The sequence below is a fragment of the Mesorhizobium sp. M7A.F.Ca.MR.362.00.0.0 genome, assembly GCF_004023175.1.
Classification (GTDB): Bacteria; Pseudomonadota; Alphaproteobacteria; order Rhizobiales; family Rhizobiaceae; genus Mesorhizobium.
This window is the reverse complement of sequence record NZ_RZTF01000044.1, coordinates 1-22,656: the sequence shown is the minus strand read 5'-3', so window position 1 is coordinate 22,656 and position 22,656 is coordinate 1. Positions and strand designations below refer to the sequence as shown.

Sequence of the window (22,656 nt, the reverse complement as noted above, 5' to 3'; positions counted from 1 at the left end):
CCTTTTCCGCGCAGCCGCCTTGGACGGCTAGGGGCTAAACCCCTACCCTTCCCTTTCGGGGGTCCGTCGGTCTGGGCGCGGACGAAAAGCAGTCTCGATCTGCCGAGGCGAGCGCGCCTCCCTGGCCCAGTCGCATGACATCGTCGAACGCCGAGCGAATCTGCGGCCAGGGAAACTCGGCGCCTCCCTCCCGCACCTCGCTCTCAAGAAGCACCGCATTCAATTTGGCAGCTACGCCGGTAAGGGAGGTGGCAGGTGCCGCAGCCAAGGCTTCGAGCAATTCTTCGGCTCGGTCAGCTGCCTGCCTTTCGGCCTCTGCAACAGACGAATAGCCAATTCGCCTGTCGGCGGCATCCCAACGTGCTTGATGAGCCGCTAAACGGGCCTCTGCCTTGGCGCGAGGTTCATCTGCTTCGGCATCAGCATCGAGCACCTCGCGGAGTGCCCCGATAGAATGAACCGTTACATCTTCGCCGCCGGGCAACTGGACGGTCGCATGAGGGAAGCCGACGGTCTCCACGAGTGTGCGCTCCAAGCGCGCACTTTGATCGCAGAGACGCTCGCTCGCTTCGTGAGCATTGCGCCATTCTCGCCAAATCGCTAGCGCGGGATCGGAGGGTACAGCTTCGGCCGGCGCCGTACCGGCGAGAGCACTTCTTTCCCATCCCAAGATTGCAATCGCCGTTGCACCAAGTACCGTCCTGCGGGTGACGAAAGACAAAGGCGTGTTATTGTCGGAATCAGCCATGATCCGAGCTCCGTGAAGCTTAGGTTTTGGTTAGGTCGGAATTGGTGTTCGAGCACCTCTTCCGACCGTTTTTTGTGCGGCTAAAGACTACAGGTTGGAACGTGAACGGGCAACAAAAATCATCACCTCGTGATGAAATACACCCAATCCAGTGCAGGATGGCTCGAGCAGCTCTTGGCTGGGGCATACGTGAGTTAGCCGAAGTGGCGCGCGTCGCAACGCAAACAATTACCCGTCTGGAACAAGGCGATCATCTTAAACCCAAAACGCTTGAGGCTATTCGTGCCGCCTTCGAGGCAGCAGGAATCGAGTTCATTTCACAAAACGGAGGGGGACCCGGCGTCCGCCTTGCCCGTCGACTGGACGGTACCTGAGAGTAGTCATACCGAGTTTGATGAACCTTGAGAGCACTTCGTCGAAACCGAAAGATTTAGACTTTCAGTCTGCTAAGGGGCCGTGAACGGACTGACGGCTTTGCGAGAACGATCTCAGGAAAGAGACAAGCGTCAGCGTTCGAAATAGACCGTAGCCTCAACTCTCCTCCGACGCGCCGTTCACGAATAAAGCAGGGTACGCCGGCCGGTGCCGCGCCTGCCTGTCACCAGGCGCTCCAGAACCGTCCGCCTTCCTCGAATGCGGAGGGCTACTTCGCCGCCACCAACGTGGAGATAAACCAGGGAGATGGAGCGTGGCGCTTTCAACATGCGCCGCCGCCTCCGAATGGAATTTGTTCATCTGGACCGGCCTGCTGCTCAACAGCGGCCTGGGCCGCCGGAGGCACGGGCAGCGGTGGAATTGGATGATTTGCTCTAAATGCGGCCACGAACGCATCGCGGTCGTTGAGGCGGATTAAAACAGGATTCTCGCAGGACGACGCTTTGCCGAAAATGACGGCGTGGCGAGCTTCAAGGCTCGGCAGTACTCCGGCATAGTCGCCGCCGATGTAGTTGGACAGGAAGTCTTTGCCAGTATCGTCGAAAGTACGCATCGCGAATATCGTGTTACACTGATTGAGGATGGTTTTGGTCACATTAGCCGTGCGCTGCGTGATCAAGAGACATCCCAGACCGTATTTTCGGCCCTGAAGAATGGCGCGGGCGCTACGCGCTGTCGCTGCCTTGTCCCCTTCGGCGACGACTGAATTCCACTCAGGCACCAAGGAATGTGCCTCTTCATAGACGAGGCAGACGCGGCCCTGATCGGTCATGCCCAATTCCTGACAGACTGTCAGCGCCGCATCGGAGATAATCGCGGTGATTTCCGTCGGCGTCAGCGTCGCCATGTTGGCATTGTTGTTGAACATGCCACTCGCTTGGCGCGTAACCTCGAACTGAGCGGGGTTAATCACCTTCAAGAAGCGGTGTTGCGCCGGATCAAGGAATGCCCGCAGTTGGTGCGTAATCTCCTGTCGAAATTGCAGATGACTTCCGCCTTGTTCCTGATTCTGAAGTGGAACACCCCCTTCACCCGCAGCAACCAATGCCAGCCGTTGCGCTTCCTCGTGAGCCGGGTCGAGGAACTCACCCAGCAATTGAGCGTACTGATTTGTGAGATCAAGGCAGATAATCTTGATGCCATCAGCGATCATGCGCTCGACCAACTCGATGGCAAGATAGCTTTTTCCGATCCCAAGAATCCCCAACACTGCGGTGTTGTACGTGACGGCAGCGGACATATCGAGGCTGACGCCGAAGCCGGTATTGGGAAAATGGCCGATGGTGTTCGCAGTTGGTGCCGCCCCCTCAGCCTCAAGCAGGAAGACGGGAGCGTTTATTCTTGGAAGCCACTTCACTGGCATGAACTTGCCCGCATCCGCATCCCATCTGCCGATCTTGCGGGCCTTTGCGCGCGCATAGCCATAAGTGTTCTTTTGCTGGACGATATCCTCGCGCGTCAGGCCTTCAATTATCTGGAAAATGACAAGGAAATCCCCGATCCTCGCCTCGACTAGGCGACCTTCGGCGAGACCGGCCTCGTCTATGACTTCAAACAGCACATAGTCGAGACTGGTGTCCGAGACCACGACACCACAAAGTCGATTGATCCATTGCATCGCTGGAACATCCGCCAGCTCATCGGGCGTCGCACTCAGCGCGAGCGCCATAGCTGCGCCCCTTGTATCCGGAAGTTTGGCGATACGATCCTTCAGTCCATCGGGGAGTCGGGCGGTCAGGACGCGTAGCAGATTGCCCTCGTCCCGGCCCACGTAGTTGAGCGCCACACCGAGCATCCACGGCCCGTTGTTGTCAACGACGACGAGTGGAGTGCCACGTCCAACGCTGCTATCTCCGAGCTGCCGAACGAGGACGATGCCCGGCGACTGGTGCGCGACTATCGGTCCAATGACCTTTTGTGTGTGGACCGCGCCCTTCTGTTCTGACATCCAATTGCCAAATGTTAGGAAAGCCTCGACCGGACGCAGGGCAACGATCACCGCCCACGCCGTCAATATCGCGACGGCCTCATCAATGCGCGTTCGGTGGAACAGCCAGATGCAGGCAAGAATCAGAATTGTGAAGATCACGGACGGGCTACCCAGGCTTCGTACCGCGCGGTCAGCAGCGCGAACCCAGAGGCGAGTTTCTATCCCGATGGGTACGCGGACGAGCAGCACCACGACCGACGCCAGGCAAATAGCGGTACAGAAAATTGCGATCGCCCAGATCAGCGTCAGTTCCCATGAATCAGCACGGACGACCAGAGAACCCGCAACAATGGCGGCTAGCGCGACAAAGCTATTGGTAGCCGCATCCGCCGGTGGGGTAAAATGCGGGTTGAGAAGACGGCTGCCAAAAAGAAGGCTCGCAAAGCCGCTATACGCCCAGATTGCATTCTCGTTCGGTGTAAGACCGGTAGCCACGACTTTCCACTGAATGACAAACAAAAGCAGTGCGTAAACAACAAGGCTGATGACGCGATTTTTAGTCTGAAAGTAAGGATTATCGCCCATTATTAATTTCCACCCTGAACCGTAAAATCTTGGCTCAGACCTATGATACGTCTCCGCTTTAGCTCAGCGCAACACGCTTTCGTAGTCTGATCGCATGCCTGTCGGCATCACGAGTGGCCACTGATCAATCTCCTTGGTGAATTACGGAGAACTTGCCTTGATCACCGACGCACAATTTCTCGAAGAACTCGCGAAACCCGAGGCCTCGATTGGGATCTTCGGTCAATCTCGAATATCGGGTTCATTGCCCAAGTTGCTGAACCTGCCGCGTGCGTTTTTGCAGAATCTGATAATGCGATCAGTGCAGAACAACACATCCGCCTCAGTGGAAGGCTCCAAGTGTGTGAATGACGGAGATAGGGCGGCCCGCCGTAAGGCTGGGGCCGCGAAGCGGACATTCAGACGACAGCAAATGACACGCAGGATGGCTACACGCTAGTTTCATCGATCGCCGTATTGTGAGGAATCTTTATGAAGTTGATACGCCCCTTCCCCCATCCCGACATTTTGCATTGTCAATCTTCAGTTCGGGCGCGTTAAAATGGCGAGGCGGGGCTCAGCTAAGAACGCATCCGCAAGATTCAGACGGCTCCTATCACATGGGTTTTTTGCGCCCGAATTGCCCCCCTGTTTCGTCTCAGAGGACCTCGCTCGTTACCGCGCGACAATCTGGCGAGACATCGAGACCCATGGTATCGCAGCGCTAGACAAGCTCGTCACACATACGAGTTGGTTCAACTTCCCACGGTTCAGCCGCAATGACCGACGGCACGGCGTCATCAACCCGATAGCTTACATGGCCATCGCTAAAATCGTCGCCGACAAGTTCGTTGAGCTCCGAGCCACTTCACGTAGGCGCTCTCGAATGTCTGCGTCGCCACTCATGTTCGACTGGAGTGGCACGCGTGCAATTTTGCGATCCAACATCGACCTCCTCGATGACTTCCGCCTTGACCTCGCTTCCCGTCGCGAAATGTACGTGTCGGCTGACCTTCGAGCGTTCTATCACTCTGTTTACACCCACACTATTCCCTGGGCGATCCGCGGCAAGGCCGCTGCGAAAGCGGATCGCTTCTCATCGCATTACGCCAACCGGCTAGATCGGTATTGCCGCAATGCACAGGACCAGCAGACGATCGGCCTTCCGGTCGGCCCGGACACGTCGCGCGTCATCGGAGAGCTCATCGCGTCGGCGGTGGATGAACGGCTGCGACTTGATACCGGCATCACGTCGCGCGACGCCTCCCGCTATGTCGATGACTTCACAATCAGCAGTGACAACGGACTAAGCGGGGACGCGCTGATCGCCGCCGCGCGGCGGGCTGCGGCAGAGTTCGAGCTAGAGCTGAACCACGACAAATCGGCCATCGTGGCGACCTCGACCTATCTGGTCAACGGCTGGAAGCACGTCGCGCGAAACCACCGGCCCACGCCGCCCTACGCATTGCACGACTTCAAGCGGTTCTTTTATGAAGTTGGTCGCCTTGTCCGGGAATTGCCTGAAACAAACGTGGAAAAATGGGCGCTCCAGAACGCACGCGTAGCGTTTCTCGGCGCCAGTACCAACGACTGGGGTAGCTTGCAGAGCCACCTTGTGAACGCCTACCGCCGGAACAGCACGCTGATTTCGCTTTTGGTGGAGCTTCTGATCGAGCGTCATCGGGATCGCGGCGATGTCATCGTCGAGAGCGTCCGCGACTTCCTCGACCATCGCATTCCCGCGCTTGCTTTGGAGGACCGAACAGGCGAGCTGATCTGGCTCTTGTTTCTGATGATCGCTCTGGAGATCAAGATCGACGCCCAACGATTCGAGCGAGTCTTTAGCCTAGAGGAGCCGATGTGCGCGCTCCTCCTGAGTGCCGCCGATGCCCGCGGCCTTATCGTCGGCACGGTCGATCGATCTTTGTGGAACCAGTCACTAACTTGCGACGGCCTTCGGGGACCCATGTGGCTATATGCATACGAGTTGCCTCGTAACGGATTCATTGGAAACACCTCAACCACGCATATCGAACAAGATCCATACTTCTCCATCCTTCATGCTCGGAGCGTCAATTTCCTTTCACTTGAGGACGGGCTCACCTCAATTACGGGAGCGATGCGCACGCGCAGGCGGGCTGACAACCTCCACCGCGCATGGCTGCGCGATGAGTTCACCGAGGATTTCGACGTAGAAGAATGGGAGATCGGCGGAGACGATGAGGAGACTGACGACGCGGATTCGGACTACTGATATGGGCGCTCTCGACGACGGTTTTTCCCAACAGCCAAGCCGATTTGAAACGTTGTCGCGCCACAGTTCACTCTAGGATCGCCGCTGCAGGAAAATCAGTTTCGTCGTCATCAAGAGCGATTGCGACTCAAATTGTGAACTTCAGCGTTCCGCCATGCCCTGGCGACGGAAGCTACCCCCGCTGGGCGGTGCGCAACGCCAGCGGATGCCGGGCCCGACGAACCTTCCGGTGGAGTCTTGGATCTGATGGCGGACGTGTCGCTACCGGCGCGCTTTCCATCGGGACCGCGGAGCCGATGCGTCCGCAGTGCGGAGGATGGCGCCAGCCGACGAGCCTGCGCTCGGCCGCTATCTTACGGCCGACGCTGGCGACGTCGGCTCCCGGGGCAGCAACGAACACCGACACGGCAGCCACGCCGGCCGCCTATAGCGAGCCACCGCAGGACACGTCGATGAGGCTGTGACGTTGGAGGATCCGCCAACCCCGCATCTGCCGGGGACAGGAATCTCACGGTCGCACCTGACCATCTCCTCGTCCCGGCCCTACGTTTCCTCAACTGCTCGCCGCGTGGTCGCACATTGCATTAAGCCTTGGAAATCGCTGGGAAATCGCAATTCTCGCAATGTGCGATAAACATACGCACATTGCGAAATCACTTCTTAACCCACTGAAAAACAAAGACCCGACCGCAGCGCAATGTGCTCCCTTTTATCCTGCCATCTTAATCGGTTGTGCTTTGCGATACTTTGCAACCATCGTCGTTCCTCCTTCAGGATGCGATAATATACGAATCTATTCTCTACGTTACGATTCCGCTTTTGGGCGTCGAGTTCCGATGCGCCGTGCGATCTTCCGCGCTCTGCGACGGGGTTAATCGGCTGCATTGGTGCAGCGCTCGAACCGTCGTGGCGCACTTTTCCATCGGGCTGACGGAGCATCGTCATAGGCAATCGGGCGCGGTCCGGCCGTCTGTCGATCGGCTCGGCTGCAGGGCAGGATAATTTGCGTTCCGTCGTTTCCTGGTCTGCATCGGTCCTCATCCGCGGGGCGGATCTCGTTTGTTCAGATGGCGTCCGTCAGCGTGCCATCGCCATGCGTTTCAACAGATGATCTTCTGCTCATCGATGCGCTCCAGGCAGCTTGCGATCCTTCATGTGGGTGCGCTGCGCGGCGTCCGTTTTGCTTGCCGACGGATCGCCGACATCGAACGTCCCGTCGGTCCAAATCACATGCATGGTCACCGCCAGCTTGCGCGCCACGGCGAGACAGGGCTTGCGGTGAAAGGAGCGTTTGTGATCTCCTGGCCCCAGCTTTTGACCTTGTCCCTGCCCTTCACGCACGCCATCAAACCGGACGCCGCCTCGTAGAGCGCTCGCCGCACGTCCGCGTCACCGGCCTTCGAGATGCGTCCCTGGATGTCGATCGAAGTGCCGACTGTCAGCGCCGCGATGTCAGGCCGAAGTAGGCCGCGACGTCGCGCGAGCGGCGGAAGCGCGTCGAATCGTCAATCGCCGTGAACGAGAGCGCCGTCACCGGGCCGGCGCCGGGAATGGCCATGAAGCGCCGGTACGGCTTGCTCTCCGCAACGAGATCATGCAGTCGGCAATACAGTCGCCACAACGCGGCGCGCGCTTCGACAGCATGGCAGTCAATCTGTCGTTTGTTCAACAGACTTCAGGACCAATCGCGCCGCTCGGCGCTCTCATCCTCTCGTTTGGCCTGCCAATCATAGCTATCGGCCAATTCGCTCAGCGCCTTGGCGGTGTGCGGATGCTGGAAGGCAATTACCTTAGCCCAGTTCCGGTACTTCGCAGCCTCGTTCCGCTCCAACTCGCCGCCGTCGCCCGGCATCCGAGTTGTCATGCCACGACGATTGGCCTTGCCGACGCGGAACCCCTCCAGCATAGATTTGCTCCGGAAAAGATCGAGAACGTCACGCACCGGCTCCGCTGGCCAATTTCCATCCGCGCCCCTTGGTGAAGCGGAAAGCACTTGCCCGATCTGGCTGTCGGCAATTTCCAATCGACCGACTGCCTGGGCTTGAGCTCGCGCCTCCTTTATCCAGGTCTCCAGGGTTTCGCCGTCGATTGTATTGTCGGCGCCCCGACCCGGGATGTGGTTCCAGAGTTCCAAGAGCCTGTACGCTTGGCGGGCCACGACGCGTGCGTGCTCGGGATCTAGCGGCTCGGGCTCTTCGATACCGCTTTCGGCGCTGGCTTTGAAGACTGCGCTTAGCATCTCGATGAACAGCTTCGGCTGTTCCGCAAGAACCGACAGCAGCACTTTCGCGGGGCGACGTGAGTGCTCAAGCACGCGCAGGTAATTCCATTCCAGGGTCGCCAGCGCATTGCGGTCAACGTCGTCGCGGGCATCCAATTTTGTCAGCGTCTCGGCAACGTAGTGCTGGAACATGGTTGCCTCATTCCCGTCCTCCCGATCCTCGATGGGTTGGCGCGCGGCCTGCTCTAACACCTGCAAAAGCAGCGCTGATGGCAAGAGGCTCTTCTTGTCGCGGCGACCGACGAGCGCTACCGCATGACGGGCACGGCCTACTTCGATCAGCTGGCGGACAGCATAGGCTATATCGTCGCTGTCGCCATCGATCCATAGAACGGGTGTCCGGCGCCAGTAGGTCGCGAGCGCCTCGCCACCAATCGCAGCGACCTGATCCCAGGTCCATCGGCTTGTCGGCAGAGCCCTCAGGATAGTCATTAGACCGGTTTCGCCCCAAGAAGCCGCTCGCGCCTTAGCGATCAATGCTTCAGCCCAGGCCTCCTTCCGATCTCGGAACGCTGAGGTGATGAGGCCATGAGCAACGTCACGCTCATGGGCATCGGCGCTTCTTGCCGCCGCTTCAAGAAGCGCGTCCAAGTCGCTGATCGCAATGCCGCTCTCGTAGAGGGCCTTGCCAATGTAGCCGGGGCTGTCAACCAGTTGAGCCAAGCCAAGGATCGCGGCGATGCTCCCACCCCTAAAGATTGCTTGAGCCGCCGCTTGCCGCGCGACCTCGATCTCGCGCTCCTCGGCCTCCCACCCATCGCCGGCTGGCTTGGGCAAAGCGACAGTGCCGTCGAACAACCAAGCCGCGCGCGCCAAGATATCCTCAGGCGCAAAGCGCTCATATGCCGCCTCCAGACGTAGCAGCACATCCTCCGGGAGTGACCACTCGGCATCGGGGAACTCTCGATGATGGTGCAGCACGTGCCGAAGCTTTGCCCAAAGCGCGGTGCGATCAGCCGCGTCTGTGACTTTGCTTTCGATCAGATCCAGTGACACCAGCACCGAGTCTAGGTCAGGGGAAAGGTCGCTGAGCCTATCCAGCAACGTCAGCCATCGCTGAAGATCGGTACCAACATCAAAAATCAGCCGTTCGCGGACATTCGCCGCACCCCGTCCGATCAGGTTCCAACTCACGACCTCCAGCTTGTCGACGCTGAAGTCGCGCCAACGCGGCAGGGGTGACGGGCTTGAGGTATCATGGCCACTCGGTAGCACGCCAAGCATCAGTTTCCACGCAGTCGCCGGCTCGCGTTTACGGATCAGGTCGAGGGCACGGATGCGCTGCTCCTGCGTCGCATATGTTTGAGGACTCCACAGCAGGTGTATCTCCCTCAGGCTATTCATCGGCCCGTTCATGTATTTTCGCGGCTTGACGTCGATCGCGTCGAGCCGCGCCAGAACGTGGGTCACTCGCGGCATCCAATCGGGCGACCAAGCCAGCGATTCCAGAGCCCACATCAGGTCGGATAGGTGCTCCGTCCCAAAGATTCCACCATCGTCATGGCCGAATAGGGCGCCGATCTGCGGATCGTTTTGGTCAAGACTGTCTTCGATGGCTGTCAGGAAGGCACTTGGCGAAGCTTCGGCGAGGAGGCGGAAGTCGCTGGACAGTGACCACCAGCGCCGCGCATCGGCGTCACGGAGCAAGTTCGCGACGATCGCATCCGCGCGTCTCGGCGCATCCGCGACAGTGCGGATTTTGCTGCCCCAGAGCGCCAACAGAATTAGAACTTGGCCCACCCCATGTCGAAGCAGGCCCGAATAGCTCGGTCGAACACCATGGATGTCGGCCATCCACCGGTCATCAGGCTTCATGTCAAAACGAGGATCGGGTGCGCCCAAGACTTCCTGGACAACATTCTGGAACCGACTAACGTCAGAGGGGGTCAAATGGTGAGCCAGCAGAATCCAAGCGTCCGACGGCGACGCGATGCGCCAAGCATCCCCGACCTTTTGGAGCGGGCTGTCAAAGGCGCCAACCAGTGGCGCTAAGTCGGCGATGGCGGCGTCGTAAGGCTGGTCTGCGAGTTCAGCTACGCGTGCACGGTCGCCCTCGGATGTGTCGATCCAGCCGCCGGCTAGCAGAGCCGCCAGCAGAGCCTTTGGCGGAGCCCCTTCCGCCCACCACGGTAGACGCCCAGGAGCGCCCGGAATAAGCCGACGCAAAACGGCGAGATTGCGTGCGCAGTCGCGGGCCAGCGCCTCTGCCCGCTGTTCGGATATGCCCGCCTGTTGAAGGGCAATGGCAATGCCTTCGCGCGAAGGTCGCGACAAGGCTCGAACCTCGCCCCGTCCGATCAAACGCTCGTCGTAGGTCTGGAGTACGAAGTGGCCATGTTTGACGAGAGCTCGAGCAAGGCCGGGATCAGGTTCAGTGAGAAGAAGGATCAAGGGCGACGGCGCGTTGATCAACGCGCGGGCCGCCTCAGCGGTGGTTACCACCAGTGCGCGGGCACGATAGGCCGCTCCGACCTCGTACGGAAGTTCGCTCAACGCCGCATGAAAGAACCCCACCACCTCGTCGGTTGTGGTCGCCTGCAAGGAAAGAACAGACGGCGCGCCGCGTAGCCAGCGTAGGATCTCCGCCGAATCCTCGCTCCTGTCGGCAAGCACGAGGTCCTCGGTCAAGGGCCACTCTGTGGCGAGCGACCACTCCTCCCAGACCTCATCAAGTTCTCGGGTGCCGGGCGGCCTTTTATTGAGGCGAGCTGCGATCCAAAGCCCTACGGCCGGATGCCGCTCGATCCAATGCACAAGGTCGTCGGCGTCATATACTCGAACTTCGCGCCATGGGCCTTCTGCTTGACGGGCCTCGGACCACGCGACTTTCTGCGGCCAATGACGCAGTGTGACGAAAATATACGTAGAGTCGGCGGGGTCGAGCGGACTGGGCGTGGTCGTTCGCTTCCCGTAGTCCTCAGTCGCCTTCTGCTGAATGTTGCGACGCTGGACGCCGAGCTCCCAACCAGCGCGCCCCTTCGGAACGTACGCGTTGCCGGTAGCAGCCGCGGTAACGCCATCCCAACCGGAATGGCGAATCCCTTCGTCTGACGGGAAACGCAGCTCTACACTGGGGTCGGTTGCAGCCTGGACCAACTTGGCCAGTAGTGTGGGAAGGCTGACTGGACCATCCGTGCGGTCGCCCCAGTCCGAGAGGTCTTGCGCGCTGACCCAGCGAACCGGAGTTCCTGCAACGTCTATGCCTGCGATGGATGGCAGGGCCGGGCCGATCACGGCGCCCGTAGGCAAGAAGCTGATACCCGCGCCTTCCAAGGCGACGCGGATCGCATACGCGTTGTTGGCGACAGGGGTACGGGAGCCCCGCTCAAAGTCGGCGACGGTCGATATCCCCACGCTTGCAGCCTTCGCAAGGTCCTGCTGCGACCATGCCAGAAGGGCTCTGGCCGCCCGGACATGCTTAGGAGTAAGTTCGCCAACGGGGCTGGAATTTTTCATGGTCATATGGAATATATGACGTCAGCGAAAAAACCTCAACTACTTGCGCGCTTCGGTCCGCTCCAAATGCGCAGATTATTGCAGCTTCAACAGCTCCGAATTGAGTCCAATCGGAAGAATACAATTCATGCGCGAATCCGAACGTGTCGAACTAATTGATCGCCTGATCGCGGGCATTGGAGTCATCGGCCCAGGTGCCGCCTTCGAGCGCTTCGGAGCCAAGTTTCTAGACCACCACCTGGATGTCGATCTGGTTCATCGCGGCCTGAACGCGCAGCTTAACCCAGTCGGCGGCACTGTCGACAGCGTCGACGACGCAGGGCTCGTGGCGGCAGAATATTCCATTGTAAAGGACTACTTTCAGGCTCAATGGACCAAGCCGACCCATGACCTCTTGCATGTGCTAAACAAGCATCCAGGGGTAAAGGACATCTATCTTCTTGCTTCCCAGTGCTCAACGCCGTCGGAGATTAACGCGACGAAAGAGCGAGTGGGAGCTTGGCCGGGTTTCTATGGGCGGACCATCCACTACTACGACGCCCGACGGATCGCCGAGGTCATTGTCGATGAAATGCTACTCGACGACAGTGCTATTGGGGCCTTGGTCGAGCATCTGCCAGTACTGGACCGAATTCTCAATGAGGTCAGGGCTACATTGGCTATACCGCCGGTGGACCCCCGGCGCGTGTTGTTCGAAGGTCTGGACGAGACTATTGAGTCGCGCCTGCGCGACGCAGGGCCGGTCTTGGCTATTTCGGGCCTAGCTGGAAGTGGTAAGTCCGACGCCGCAGCAGCCTATGTCGCAAGCAGGAAAGGCAATTACCAGACGCCCATGTGGGTCGAGGGCGCCGACTTGGTCCGCATATCCGACCTTTCATCGAAACGTGTGTGGCGCGGCGGAGCCGATCTCAACGTCGTGGCCATGTTGCAGTCGCGTCGCTGCTTGTTGGTAATCGACGACCTTGCGCCGGGGATCTCTCTTGCGGATCTCAAACCTCTCTGTGGTCCGGGCAGTCACATTATCGTCACGCGTCGCGAGACCGCAGCAGGCGACATCGAAGTCCCTGCCCTTACACCCAGGCAAGCACGAGAAATCCTCGATCGAGACGCCCCCGAACCCTGCCCTGAGCCCGTGCTGGAAGCGTTGATGAGGGCAGTAGGCGGACATCCGCTGAGCTTCGCGCTGATCAATAAGGCCATTGCCAGCGGTATCTCCTGGCGGGATATCGGTGACGACTGCGACACCATTGCCGAGTTGGCCTACGGGCGGGAACGTCTCGCCGATAGGGTGCTCGGCCGATTGAAGCCGTTGTTGGCAACCGAGTTGACGGTCTTCGACTGGGCAGGTCAGCCGAGCTGCGACCAGCGGTTCCTCAAATTCGTCATTCGGACACCAGGGATGATCAAGCTCGGCGGTCAGGGGCTGCGCGCCGCCGACCGCTCATCGGTTGTACGCCTGCACGACATTGTCTACGCCAGCCTAAGGGTTCAGAGCTGGTTGTCGCCCGAGCGGTCTGCCGTGCTCGATCAGCGGCTGGATGAGCACTTGGCCACATTGATCGGCGAGGAAAGCTTGGCGCTAAGAATCCTAGCCAGCACCATGCGGGACAAACTTGAGGCCCTCGCTGTCACTAGACGCTCGCCGGCCGTGCTCGTTGCGCTGCTTTCCGTGTGGCGCCCAGAAGAGTTGAACCTTCAGGCCGTCGGATCCCCGGAAGCGCATGTGACCGAACTGGAGAAGCGCGGGATTGCGGCCAGCTATGTCGAAGTCCGATTTATCCTTGAGGCCATTGAGGCCTTATACCGCAAAGACAAAGCGGTATCGATAGAGATAGCCAAGGCCAACCTGGCCGCAAGGTTGCCGATATTCGAGCGATTGCTTGCGCTTCCAATTGTCGACTTGCGGTCCAGCGCAGAAATTCGGCATCACTGGGGTAAGGCGCTCCGGATCGTGGACCGCATTGACGAGGCGGCCGAGCAATTTGAAACCGTCATGGCGGGGCCCATCCCTCTGGACTCTACTCGTCTGCAACTTGTTCGCCACTATGCAACAGATAGTGATCGAGCCGTTGTCTTGGCTGATGAGATTCTCATGGCTGCACAGAAGCCACTCACCGTCATCAGCTCGGTAGTGCTGGGGGTCGTCGAAAATCTATCGTGGGCCAAGGGTCCGGCACTAAATGCGCTGTTCGACAAGTATGCCGACCTGATCGAACGAGAGATCATACAGGCGGCCGACGTGGGGTTCGACCAGGCCTATGGTGCCTTAGCTTCCGTCGGGCGCTATTGGGCTTGGCACGACGCCGCACGGCTTACTAGGATTTTTGCCGCCATCCCGGTTCCGTCCGTGGGAGCGACCGATGATCGGACGTCAGGGGCGCTAGGCGAGATTTCGCTCAAGCTGGCAAAGGCCAATTTTCCGCCGGACCGCGGGCTGCAGGAGCGAGCAATTCGTTACTATCGGTCGATCACCGCGCCAGACGACTTCCAGTTGCAGAAGCTGGGTGAAGTGTTGATTGACGTGAAGCACTTTGCCGAAGCGGAGGGCGTTCTTCGACGAATTTCGAACTTTCAGACAGCCCCGTTCGCCGCTTATCGCCTCTCGCAGGCGCGTTTGGCCCAAAACGATGCGGCAGAGGCGCGAGTGCTAATCGATACAGCAATCGCAAACCTTGGCGAGGAACAGCAGAAGTTTGCCGCGTCTTTCTGGGCGCATCGTCATAAGGTCCGTAAAGCACAAGGTGATAGAGCAGCTAGCGAGGACCTCGACAAGGCCATAGCCATCTGTGAACCGGGGAAGTACCGTACCTATCTGGAGAAGGAGCGCAGCAAGCTCTCTTGAGGCCAATGCGGCGAGGCGGATCTCACTTACCCTGATAAACTTTGAAACCCTTCTGGCGAGGTCCATGAGCGAATTCGACAAGATAGCTGCTCTTGCTAGAGCGAGGACATCTGGCAGAAAGCGATTACCAAACGTCTGCCGCCAGAGGTGGGAGAAAGCTTCTTCGTGGCTGGCTTGACCCACGCGAATTTCGGCGCGCCCGTGGCGCGTGGTAGGGAAAGCAGTGACTTCGATTTCACCTGTTGCATGGTTGAAGCAGGTTGCGGACTAAATAGAGCCTTCCAACTCCTGCTCGCTTCGTTTTCTTCGCCTATAGCGCAAAAGGTATTCGAATAGCGTTGTCCGTGGCTTCTTCCCGAAGTGCTCGCTGATTAGGTCGCGGCACCTGTCATCCGAGGTGAAAACAAACTCCTTTGCCGCGCCAATCACCAAACGGTTCATGTTGGTGACGAAACTTACCGGATCGCGAGACTCGATCCTCTGCTGTGTTTGGAGATTGTTCACCGCAACGAATAAGCACTTCGGGCCGATCGGCAGCATGATGTACGTGTCTGGCTCACTGAAATCATACCAGGTGATCAACGGCCGGTCGCTGGTGACTAGTTGGGAATCGGCACCATCAGGAATAGAACGGACGAACCAGCGCATGTTGTTAATCATCTGTCCGATGTGCTGGTGATCGATCAGCTTCGGCAACAGGGACTTGGCCCAACTCTCAATTTCGTGCGGCTTCTGCTGCGCAAGATATTGCTTAAATGTAGCTGGATCATTGGCTCCCTTCTTTTCCTGATAGACTTCCTCCAGCCCATCGAGACGGAGTAGCCATTCCTCGTCCAACGAGGCCTGAAGAACCTTGATATCGTTTGGCATCCGCATCATTAAGGACAGAAGGAAGCGCGTCCAGGCACTTCGGTACTTCGGATTCCGCCTGATGACTGGATCATCGCTCTCAATCATGCCGAGAGCGACGGCTGCTAAGGAATCCAGCGGCGACATAAAACCTTGTTCGAGCCACTGGGCTTCGGTCGGCGCCTTCGCCGGATCGCTGTACAGATAGTCGTCACCACCAGATTGGCTGGGGTAGGCCCACTTCACATCGACCTTGCCGCCGTGAACGAGCCGAAATCTGCGCAGCTTCCCGTCGGCGCCAGCCCACCGAGCTTGGTAGAAGCTGGGAAGGTAATGATGGAAAATTGGTCTGCTAGCCATGGATGGCCTTATATCCGACGTCGAGCCAGCCCCACCCCTATCTTGCCCCGCTCGGCGCGTCAGTATCCAATGCGGTGACAGATGGCATCGGTGTAGATGCCTTTATAACGCGCCGGCACGGCGAAGAGCCGGACTATGCTCGCCGTCGTCACCAGACAAGCGGCATGCCCCCTGCCCACCCGCGCCATAGCGCACCGATTCAGGTGACTAACTCCAAATCGTCGCGTTCCGACAGAGGTTTCGCAATCTGCGCCATTCGGCGCTCGTTGATCCTCTCTAAAAAGGTCAGCTCACGAAGCTTGCCCATATGCTTTTGAACGAACCTTAAAGCTGCTCCGCTGCTTCCATAGACGTAGTCCGTGGCATTGTTTACGACGTGTTGGTTTACGCTTGTTATGAAGTCAAACGGCGGGCGGTCAAGCAATTGACGCCTAAACGCCTCCGTCTTTGCCGCGATGAAAACCCGGTTCGGTCCTATTGGCAGGATCATATGTGCCTTCGGGCCATTCATGCCGACGGACGAAATCAACGGGCGGTCCGAGGTGAGAAACTGTCGGTCACCATAGATGTTGGTCACCGTCCACTGCATTTCCCCCACGGCCCTTATAGCCACCTCTGTTTGAATCATGCCGCTAAGTGCCACCATGGCAGCCTGCTCGTAGAAGGTGGAGCCCAATAGCTTCTGATAATCCTCCCTTGTCTGAGGATTGCCCTTCATTCCGGACCGCTTGAAAGCGGCTTCCAGACTTGGGAGATCGGAGAACCAGTCATACTTCACGTAGTGCTTCAGCCGTTTGATATCGGCTGGCATGCGCATCATCAGTGAAAGCAGGAACTTGACCCATGCGATTGCCTCCTTGGGAGTTGCGTCGACGTCAAATTTGCCTCTCATCAATCGCCGCATGGCAGCCGCTGCTTCCGTGTCAACCGGGCGGGTGAACGCGGTTTCAAAGAGGTTCGCGACCTTTTCCGGCAGTCCCTCTGCTGCATAGAGGCGATCGATGTAGCCGACGGCACTAGGATGACGGCGCAAAGGCTTTATCCGGTCGTCCCTCGGATTCGGCCTGCTGAACTGAACAATACGGCCATCAGCGCCCGCCCATTCCTTGAGGTAAAACACCGGAAGGAAGTGGTGCTTGTTTGGCTCGTTCTGCTTGAACTGTGTGATCATGGCTACTGTCGCAGGGCTTGCAAATCTGCCAGCGGTATACCGCGCTCCATCGCAACCTTGATACGGCCGCTAATCACCGCCGCCTGTCCATACACGCCGATCGCCGCTGGATACTTCGCATTTTCGTTGGCGGTGGCGAAATACCGGGCTCCTTTCGCTTTAAAACCGTCAGCAAGACGCCATCAAGCCAAGCCGTAGTGATCAGGTAATCGAAGGTCGTGCGGGAGCGTCCGCCAGTCCTGCTGCACCCTGAACCCAAGATGTTCTTTCATTTCCGCATTTTTCTCAGCAATGTCTGTTATTTCAACTTCATTTTGAGCAGTCAGCGAGTGTGTTAACTGGTGTTAACTAAGTGCAAATCGGGCGAGAGAATTGCAGATTGGAGCTATTTTCGTTCTCATAGCAATGCGAGAATGCCTGAGATAGATTCCCTCGTCCGCAGAGCCTCAGTACATGAAGATAGAGTTTTTGAGTCCGAAAGGCCCTCAGCCGACAGAGCAGTTTGGTCTCAGTGAGCTTCGCCTAAAACTTCCCGCAGCGTGGAAAGGCTACGCGAACCTTTACATACGAAATGAAAGGCGTCGGGGACAGGACCGAGAGGTTGATGCCGTTCTGATCACACCTGATCGACTCATCCTCGTCGATCTCAAGCACGGGCGCGGAAAATTCGAGAGCCGTTCTGGAATTTGGTACGTCGATGACGAGGCAATCGGACAATCTGCTGCGGTTAAGATCAGAGAAAACGCCAAGGTACTCGCAGAGATAATTCGAAAGAATGTTGCACAGATTCCTGGCGCGCCTCCGGTTGAAAGCGTTGTGGTCTTCACCAATCCCGGCGCCAGCTTTTCGGGCTTGGAGCCATTTGAAAAAGACCGCTGCTTCTCTATCGGGGACTTCGTGAGGATCGGCAACGAGACGATCTTCAAACAGTATTTTACTATGAAGTCCAATTTCAGTGAGTCCGACCCCTTAAATGCCGGCGCATACTACTCCGCGCTCCAAAAATTCTTTACCAACGATCGCCACGTTGGCGCTCGGAAAGCCAAGTATCACGGCTTCGTTCCAACGGGAACGGCTGAGTTTGAGCATCCTCTATTCAAAGAATTTTCCGCGATTGACGACGCAAATCCCAATTACACGGGCTTGCTCAGGATATGGGATTTCGCGAGCGATGCTGAGACATTCGCGCTGGAAGATGAACGGCGTCCAGTTGCCGAGCGTGAGCGTACAGCCCTTGGCCACATTCGTGCGAATGACCCGGGCTACTTCGACAATTTCGTACTGCGATCGCTTCGACATGATCGCGAGTATGGTTTGAACTTCTCGGAGATCTTTGAACGACACTCGGATTTGGTTCGCCTGACACGCTACATCGGATCAATCGCTGATCTCACCACAGAGCGGCGGATCGAGTTTGCAAGGCTGTTCCTCGATAGGGTTGCAGCCCTTCATCGAATGAAACTTGCTCATCGCGATCTCGATCGGCACTCCATTTGGATCAACGAGAGGCGTAGTAGCGTCGTTCTCTCGGGATTTGGCGCCGCACATTTTCCCGAGGTTGACAGCATTGGAGAAAAGCGCAGCAAGCTGCTTGCTGGCGGTTATCGGGTTCCTGAAGACGTGGGCGCAGGAGAGAGAGGCACCCCCTTCCAACAGGACGTTTTCCTAGCCGCTGCTGCAGTGTTCACCATTCTAACCGGCGAAAAACTGCCTCTTTTGGACGAGATTCCTTATTGGCAGCCGGAGTCGCTAAGCAACCCCGATATCAAGATGTTCCAGCCTTGGTTTGAGCGGTCCATGTCCTGGGAGGCTCAAAACCGGTTTCGCGATGGAGTTGAAGCGTCGAACCAGTTCGTTGATGCCCTTATGCGCAGCGAAGGTTTTAACGTCGAGAGACAGTTGGTGAAGTTTCGGCGAGACATTGACCCCATCGTTGATTACGGAGCGGACGCTGAGATCTGGTTCAAGAGGAAGCCTTACCGTGTGTTCAAAGCGGGCGGTTTGCTAATCAAGAGTTGGCCGGCTCAATATGTCGGAGACCACAAGTCTGCGGCCATCGGACTGCTTGCGTTCTTCGCCCGTGCGGCACGCGTCGAAAGCCTAGCTGCGGGATGGACACCGAGATTGAGGCTTGCGTGTCTGAGCATGGACGGCGTTCTTGTAGTCCAGGATTGGGCAGATGGCAGGAGCCTTCAGGAGACCGACGTCGCCATTTGGTCGGAAGAGCAGATCAGATCTTTCCTCATCTCGCTACTTGTCGCCCTGGAGGAGATGCATGCATCCGGGCTTGCGCATGGCGACCTGAAGCCAAGCAATGTCGTTGTTTCGGAAAGTGATGATGCGGCATTCCGTGCGACGATCGTGGATCTCCTCGATTACACGCGCGCGAAGGATGGGGTCAAACTCAGCGCCGCCTATTGTCCGCCTCACGACAACGGCGACCTCATTGTCCGCGACCGATACGCGGTAGGAAAAATTGTAAAAGACTCGCTACTGGCGTGGACAGGTTCACGTCCAGATGACGGGCCGCTCTACGCTCGGGTTGCGGAGGCATGGAAGGTCTGCGACGACGAAAGCGATTATTGGACCTCGATAAGGCCGCTACTGGCGGCTCTACAAGAAACCTCAAAAGCTCTCTCAGAGGAGCCAATTTTCCTGTCAGCCGAGTTCCGCCAGGCAAGCTTTGAAGGCACTCTCCTGCCCGAGAATGAGCAATTCCGCGTCGTCTGGCGAAAGGACCGTTCGCAAATTGAGATCTTCGGGTTCGACCAGAAACTGACGATCGTCGTCGATCCGTCTGACCAAAAGCCGACGAAGGCAAGTGTGTTTTCGGTCGACTCCAGAGAATCGGATTGGGCGGCACAAAATCACATTCTGACCTTTGTTGGCGAGGTCCGAGTCGGCAAGTCCGCCGTTACACGCTTCTCCGGCTTTGAACTCTTGATGGGCAGGCTTGCCTCGGCTTCAGAGCCCAGCTTGGAGTTCGAAGACAATCGGCTGGTCGATGATCAATCGAAGGCTGTTGTGTCGGCAACCCATATGCCCCACTCCGCTCCGCGGTTCCCCGTAGTCAGATTCTGGCAAGAAACCATAACCGTAGAGGAAGAGGTTCTGCCCGAGATACGACTTACCGATTCTCCAAAGGAGACGGGTGATCCCGGAACGGTAATATTGACCTGTGCGGAACCTCCACTGCTGGACACTATCGACGCAAAGGAGGGGCAGTTTCCCACGGTGACATGGAATGGCGATCGAGTGGGAGAACTCGACAATGAGCGCAGCGGTCGAGGAAAGATAGTACTCCGCAATGCCAAATTTTACCGCCGCCTTCGGGCTGGGGACATTCTGCGTATACAGTCCCAGGAGAGTCATTCCAGTTTTCGTCGTCGGTCGAAGGCGGTGGACCGAATCCTGCATGACCAGGGCCAGATCCCGAACTTGATTTCCTATTTCGATCCCCTAGCCAAGATCGAGCCGCAGATCCTCGGAGAGGAGATTCCCGCAGGCGCCTTGGGACGTTATAAACTCAATGCACAGCAGGAAGAGGCGTTCGAACATTTGTGGCGATATGGACCTGTAGGATTGCTCCAAGGTCCGCCAGGCACCGGCAAAACATATTTTACATCAGCCTTTGTCCATTGGGCTTTGAATGAAGGGGGAATGCGCAACGTCCTCGTTCTCTCCCAGTCGCATGAGGCCGTTAACACTGTGGCAGAAAGAGTTTTGAAAACCTTTGCAATACATGGCGGAGGTGTCGATCTGCTGAGGGTGGGTCAATACGACAAGATTTCACCGAGTTTAAGAACCTATCACTCCCAAGCGGTACAGGATCGATATCGCGAGCTATTTCGAGCCGATGTCAAAGAACGCATAGCAATTGCGGGTCGGCGAATTGGCCTCAACAAAAACTACGTTCGCGAAGCCTTCGAGGTTGAAGCCACCTTCGGTGCTGTTGCTCACGGGGTACAGCAGGCGTCGAGTGATCTCGAGTCGGAGGATGCTGATGTCGAAACAGCAGCCCGCCGGCGTCTCATTACGCTCCAGCGAACGTTTGAGAAGATGCTGGTCGAAGACATAGTCCAGAGAGACGGAAGTTTCCACGAGGTGCTTGAGGAGTTGCGTGATGAGGTTTCGAAGCGCCATCACGTCTTTGATCCAGACGCTCGTGACCGGTTTCTGCGGCTGGTTTCGTTGTCCCGGGATTGGATCGCTTCCCTTGCCACTCGCGGCCGAAATCTCGAAGAGTTTCTAGCGCGAAGCCGGAATCTTGTGTGCGGCACATGCGTGGGTGTAGGCAGACACGGTTTAGGGATTGAGAAGGGTGTTTTCGATCTTGTTATCATCGACGAAGCCGCGCGCTGCACCCCAGGTGAACTCGCGGTCGGGATGCAATCTGGAAAACGTGTCCTTCTTGTCGGCGACCATCGACAACTGCCACCTCTCTTTGGCCACGACGCACTCAAGGCTCTCCATTTGCGACTGCCCGGTTTCGCGATCGAAGACCTAAAGAGAAGCGATTTTGAGCGGGCCTTTGGATCAAGCTACGGGCAGTCGGTCGCGCGAACATTGAAGACTCAGTACCGAATGGGGTCGGAGATATCGGGACTCGTCTCTGAAACCTTTTATCCTGGCCTAGAGATCGAGACTGATCGAGATGAGCCGTCGGAGATCTATAAGGAGCTTAAGCAGCCCTTCGATCGGCAGGTTGTTTGGATGGATATCGGCAGATCGGGAGATGCGGAAGCAGGAACGAGCTACACAAACCGCGCCGAGGGCGTAGCGATCCTAAATTTGCTCCGCCAAATCGGCTCGGCCCCGGGATTTCTAGACCGCGCTGCTGTTGAGCTTAACCTCAAGGGCGACGCGCTGGTTGGCGTCATTTGCACCTATGCCCAGCAGGCGGAGTTGATACAGAATATGATAACCACATCCGACCTATCTGCCGCCATGCGGCAAATGGTGAAGGTGGACACAGTCGATGCATATCAGGGGAAGGAAAACAGGATCGTCATCATCTCGCTTGTTCGCAGCAACGTCGAGAACGAGATGGGGCACGTTCGCAGCAAGAACCGAATCAACGTTGCCCTCTCTCGCGCAATGGATCGGTTGATTATCGTCGGTTCGGCCAACATGTTTGGTGCAAGCAGAAATCCACTAAAGCCGATCCTCAGAAAACTTCAAGCAACGGACCGCGTGCGCAATGCCGCCGGGGGGATCCAGAAGCGTCATGAACAACGTCGAAACTAATAAGCTTGGTGAGCCTAGCGATTCTGAGCTCAAAAGCATGGAAATCGACGAGCTCTCGTTTCTTGTGCGCGCTCAGAAATTTCGCATCGCCGGGACCGCGATGCGGCGGACATCGATTCCCCTCGCGACGGAATATGCTGTCCGGTTGATTCACCTAATTCCGGAGATCTCTGCTGAGGAGGTAGGCGCCTATTTCGGCTTTGAACATGCCGAAACGAGCGTTCTGTTGCAAGACGTCCTCGATACCGGCTTGGTGGCAGAAAGCCAAGGTCGCTTGACGCTCTCGGCGCGAGGGCACCAGGCCGTCTCTCCTACATCTGACGATATCGAATTGTTTTCATCCGAGGAGTTCACCGCATACCAGGCGTTTGACCTGATCGCGCTGGCCCCGGTCGACGATGCAACCATCCAATCCGGAATTGCGCGATTGATCCCTGAAATTTCTGTCACTGATAGAGTGGCAGCAGCGAAGGCTACATCGCGGATTCCGGAAGCTTTCGAGATGCATTTCTTGGAGTG

General features: G+C 57.5%; 9 protein-coding genes and 2 pseudogenes. 5 read left to right on the top strand and 6 right to left on the bottom strand.

All coding sequences use genetic code 11. The features are described 5' to 3' along the window. Window positions 1-34 precede the first annotated feature (34 nt). Window positions 35-748 (bottom strand): hypothetical protein, encoded by a 714-nt coding sequence (locus EOC06_RS08920; RefSeq protein WP_206631169.1) that lies wholly within the window; start codon window positions 746-748, stop codon window positions 35-37. Window positions 749-885: 137 nt separating this feature from the next. On the opposite strand from EOC06_RS08920, the gene EOC06_RS08915 reads away from it, so the two are divergent. Then, a complete protein-coding gene (locus tag EOC06_RS08915; RefSeq protein WP_128307546.1) occupies window positions 886-1,122 on the top strand; it encodes a helix-turn-helix transcriptional regulator in 237 nt (78 codons plus the stop codon). Between the two features lie 323 nt (window positions 1,123-1,445). On the opposite strand, the gene EOC06_RS08910 is transcribed toward EOC06_RS08915, so the two are convergent. Then, the gene (locus EOC06_RS08910) at window positions 1,446-3,698 is read right to left on the bottom strand and encodes an ATP-binding protein (RefSeq protein WP_128307543.1); all 2,253 of its coding nucleotides are present in this window, start codon (window positions 3,696-3,698) and stop codon (window positions 1,446-1,448) included. A gap of 796 nt (window positions 3,699-4,494) precedes the next feature. Here EOC06_RS08910 and EOC06_RS08905 point away from each other — a divergent pair. Continuing rightward, window positions 4,495-5,931 (top strand): RNA-directed DNA polymerase, encoded by a 1,437-nt coding sequence (locus tag EOC06_RS08905; protein ID WP_206631168.1) that lies wholly within the window; start codon window positions 4,495-4,497, stop codon window positions 5,929-5,931. Between the two features lie 1,119 nt (window positions 5,932-7,050). On the opposite strand, the pseudogene EOC06_RS08900 reads toward EOC06_RS08905, so the two are convergent. Next, window positions 7,051-7,564: pseudogene (locus EOC06_RS08900) on the bottom strand (transposase); the annotation flags it as partial. A gap of 42 nt (window positions 7,565-7,606) precedes the next feature. After that, window positions 7,607-11,668, bottom strand: coding sequence for a helix-turn-helix domain-containing protein (locus EOC06_RS08895; protein ID WP_245469413.1), 4,062 nt, complete (start codon window positions 11,666-11,668; stop codon window positions 7,607-7,609). A gap of 127 nt (window positions 11,669-11,795) precedes the next feature. Here EOC06_RS08895 and EOC06_RS08890 point away from each other — a divergent pair, with 127 nt between their 5' ends. Then, window positions 11,796-14,510, top strand: a complete 2,715-nt coding sequence (locus EOC06_RS08890) for a hypothetical protein (protein ID WP_128307540.1) — start codon at window positions 11,796-11,798, stop codon at window positions 14,508-14,510. Window positions 14,511-14,777: 267 nt separating this feature from the next. Here EOC06_RS08890 and EOC06_RS08885 read toward each other — a convergent pair whose 3' ends face one another. Continuing rightward, window positions 14,778-15,719 (bottom strand): DUF4238 domain-containing protein, encoded by a 942-nt coding sequence (locus tag EOC06_RS08885; protein ID WP_128307539.1) that lies wholly within the window; start codon window positions 15,717-15,719, stop codon window positions 14,778-14,780. 199 nt (window positions 15,720-15,918) lie between these two features. Next, window positions 15,919-16,890: a DUF4238 domain-containing protein gene (locus tag EOC06_RS08880; RefSeq protein ID WP_128307538.1), complete on the bottom strand. Its 972-nt coding sequence runs from the start codon at window positions 16,888-16,890 to the stop codon at window positions 15,919-15,921. 453 nt (window positions 16,891-17,343) lie between these two features. On the opposite strand from EOC06_RS08880, the gene EOC06_RS08875 reads away from it, so the two are divergent. Continuing rightward, window positions 17,344-22,137 (top strand): AAA domain-containing protein, encoded by a 4,794-nt coding sequence (locus EOC06_RS08875; RefSeq protein ID WP_128307537.1) that lies wholly within the window; start codon window positions 17,344-17,346, stop codon window positions 22,135-22,137. Next, window positions 22,118-22,656 (top strand): annotated as a pseudogene (locus EOC06_RS08870) (hypothetical protein); the annotation flags it as partial. The gene EOC06_RS08875 and the pseudogene EOC06_RS08870, both read left to right, overlap by 20 nt.

What these genes read in the sequence shown, in the direction of transcription:
- EOC06_RS08920 (WP_206631169.1), bottom strand. Translation starts at nt 748, where the DNA reads ATGGCTGATTCCGACAATAACACGCCTTTGTCTTTCGTCACCCGCAGG.
- EOC06_RS08905 (WP_206631168.1), top strand. Translation starts at nt 4,495, where the DNA reads ATGGCCATCGCTAAAATCGTCGCCGACAAGTTCGTTGAGCTCCGAGCC.
- EOC06_RS08880 (WP_128307538.1), bottom strand. Translation starts at nt 16,890, where the DNA reads ATGATCACACAGTTCAAGCAGAACGAGCCAAACAAGCACCACTTCCTT.
- EOC06_RS08885 (WP_128307539.1), bottom strand. Translation starts at nt 15,719, where the DNA reads ATGGCTAGCAGACCAATTTTCCATCATTACCTTCCCAGCTTCTACCAA.
- EOC06_RS08910 (WP_128307543.1), bottom strand. Translation starts at nt 3,698, where the DNA reads ATGGGCGATAATCCTTACTTTCAGACTAAAAATCGCGTCATCAGCCTT.
- EOC06_RS08895 (WP_245469413.1), bottom strand. Translation starts at nt 11,668, where the DNA reads ATGAAAAATTCCAGCCCCGTTGGCGAACTTACTCCTAAGCATGTCCGG.
- EOC06_RS08875 (WP_128307537.1), top strand. Translation starts at nt 17,344, where the DNA reads ATGAAGATAGAGTTTTTGAGTCCGAAAGGCCCTCAGCCGACAGAGCAG.
- EOC06_RS08890 (WP_128307540.1), top strand. Translation starts at nt 11,796, where the DNA reads ATGCGCGAATCCGAACGTGTCGAACTAATTGATCGCCTGATCGCGGGC.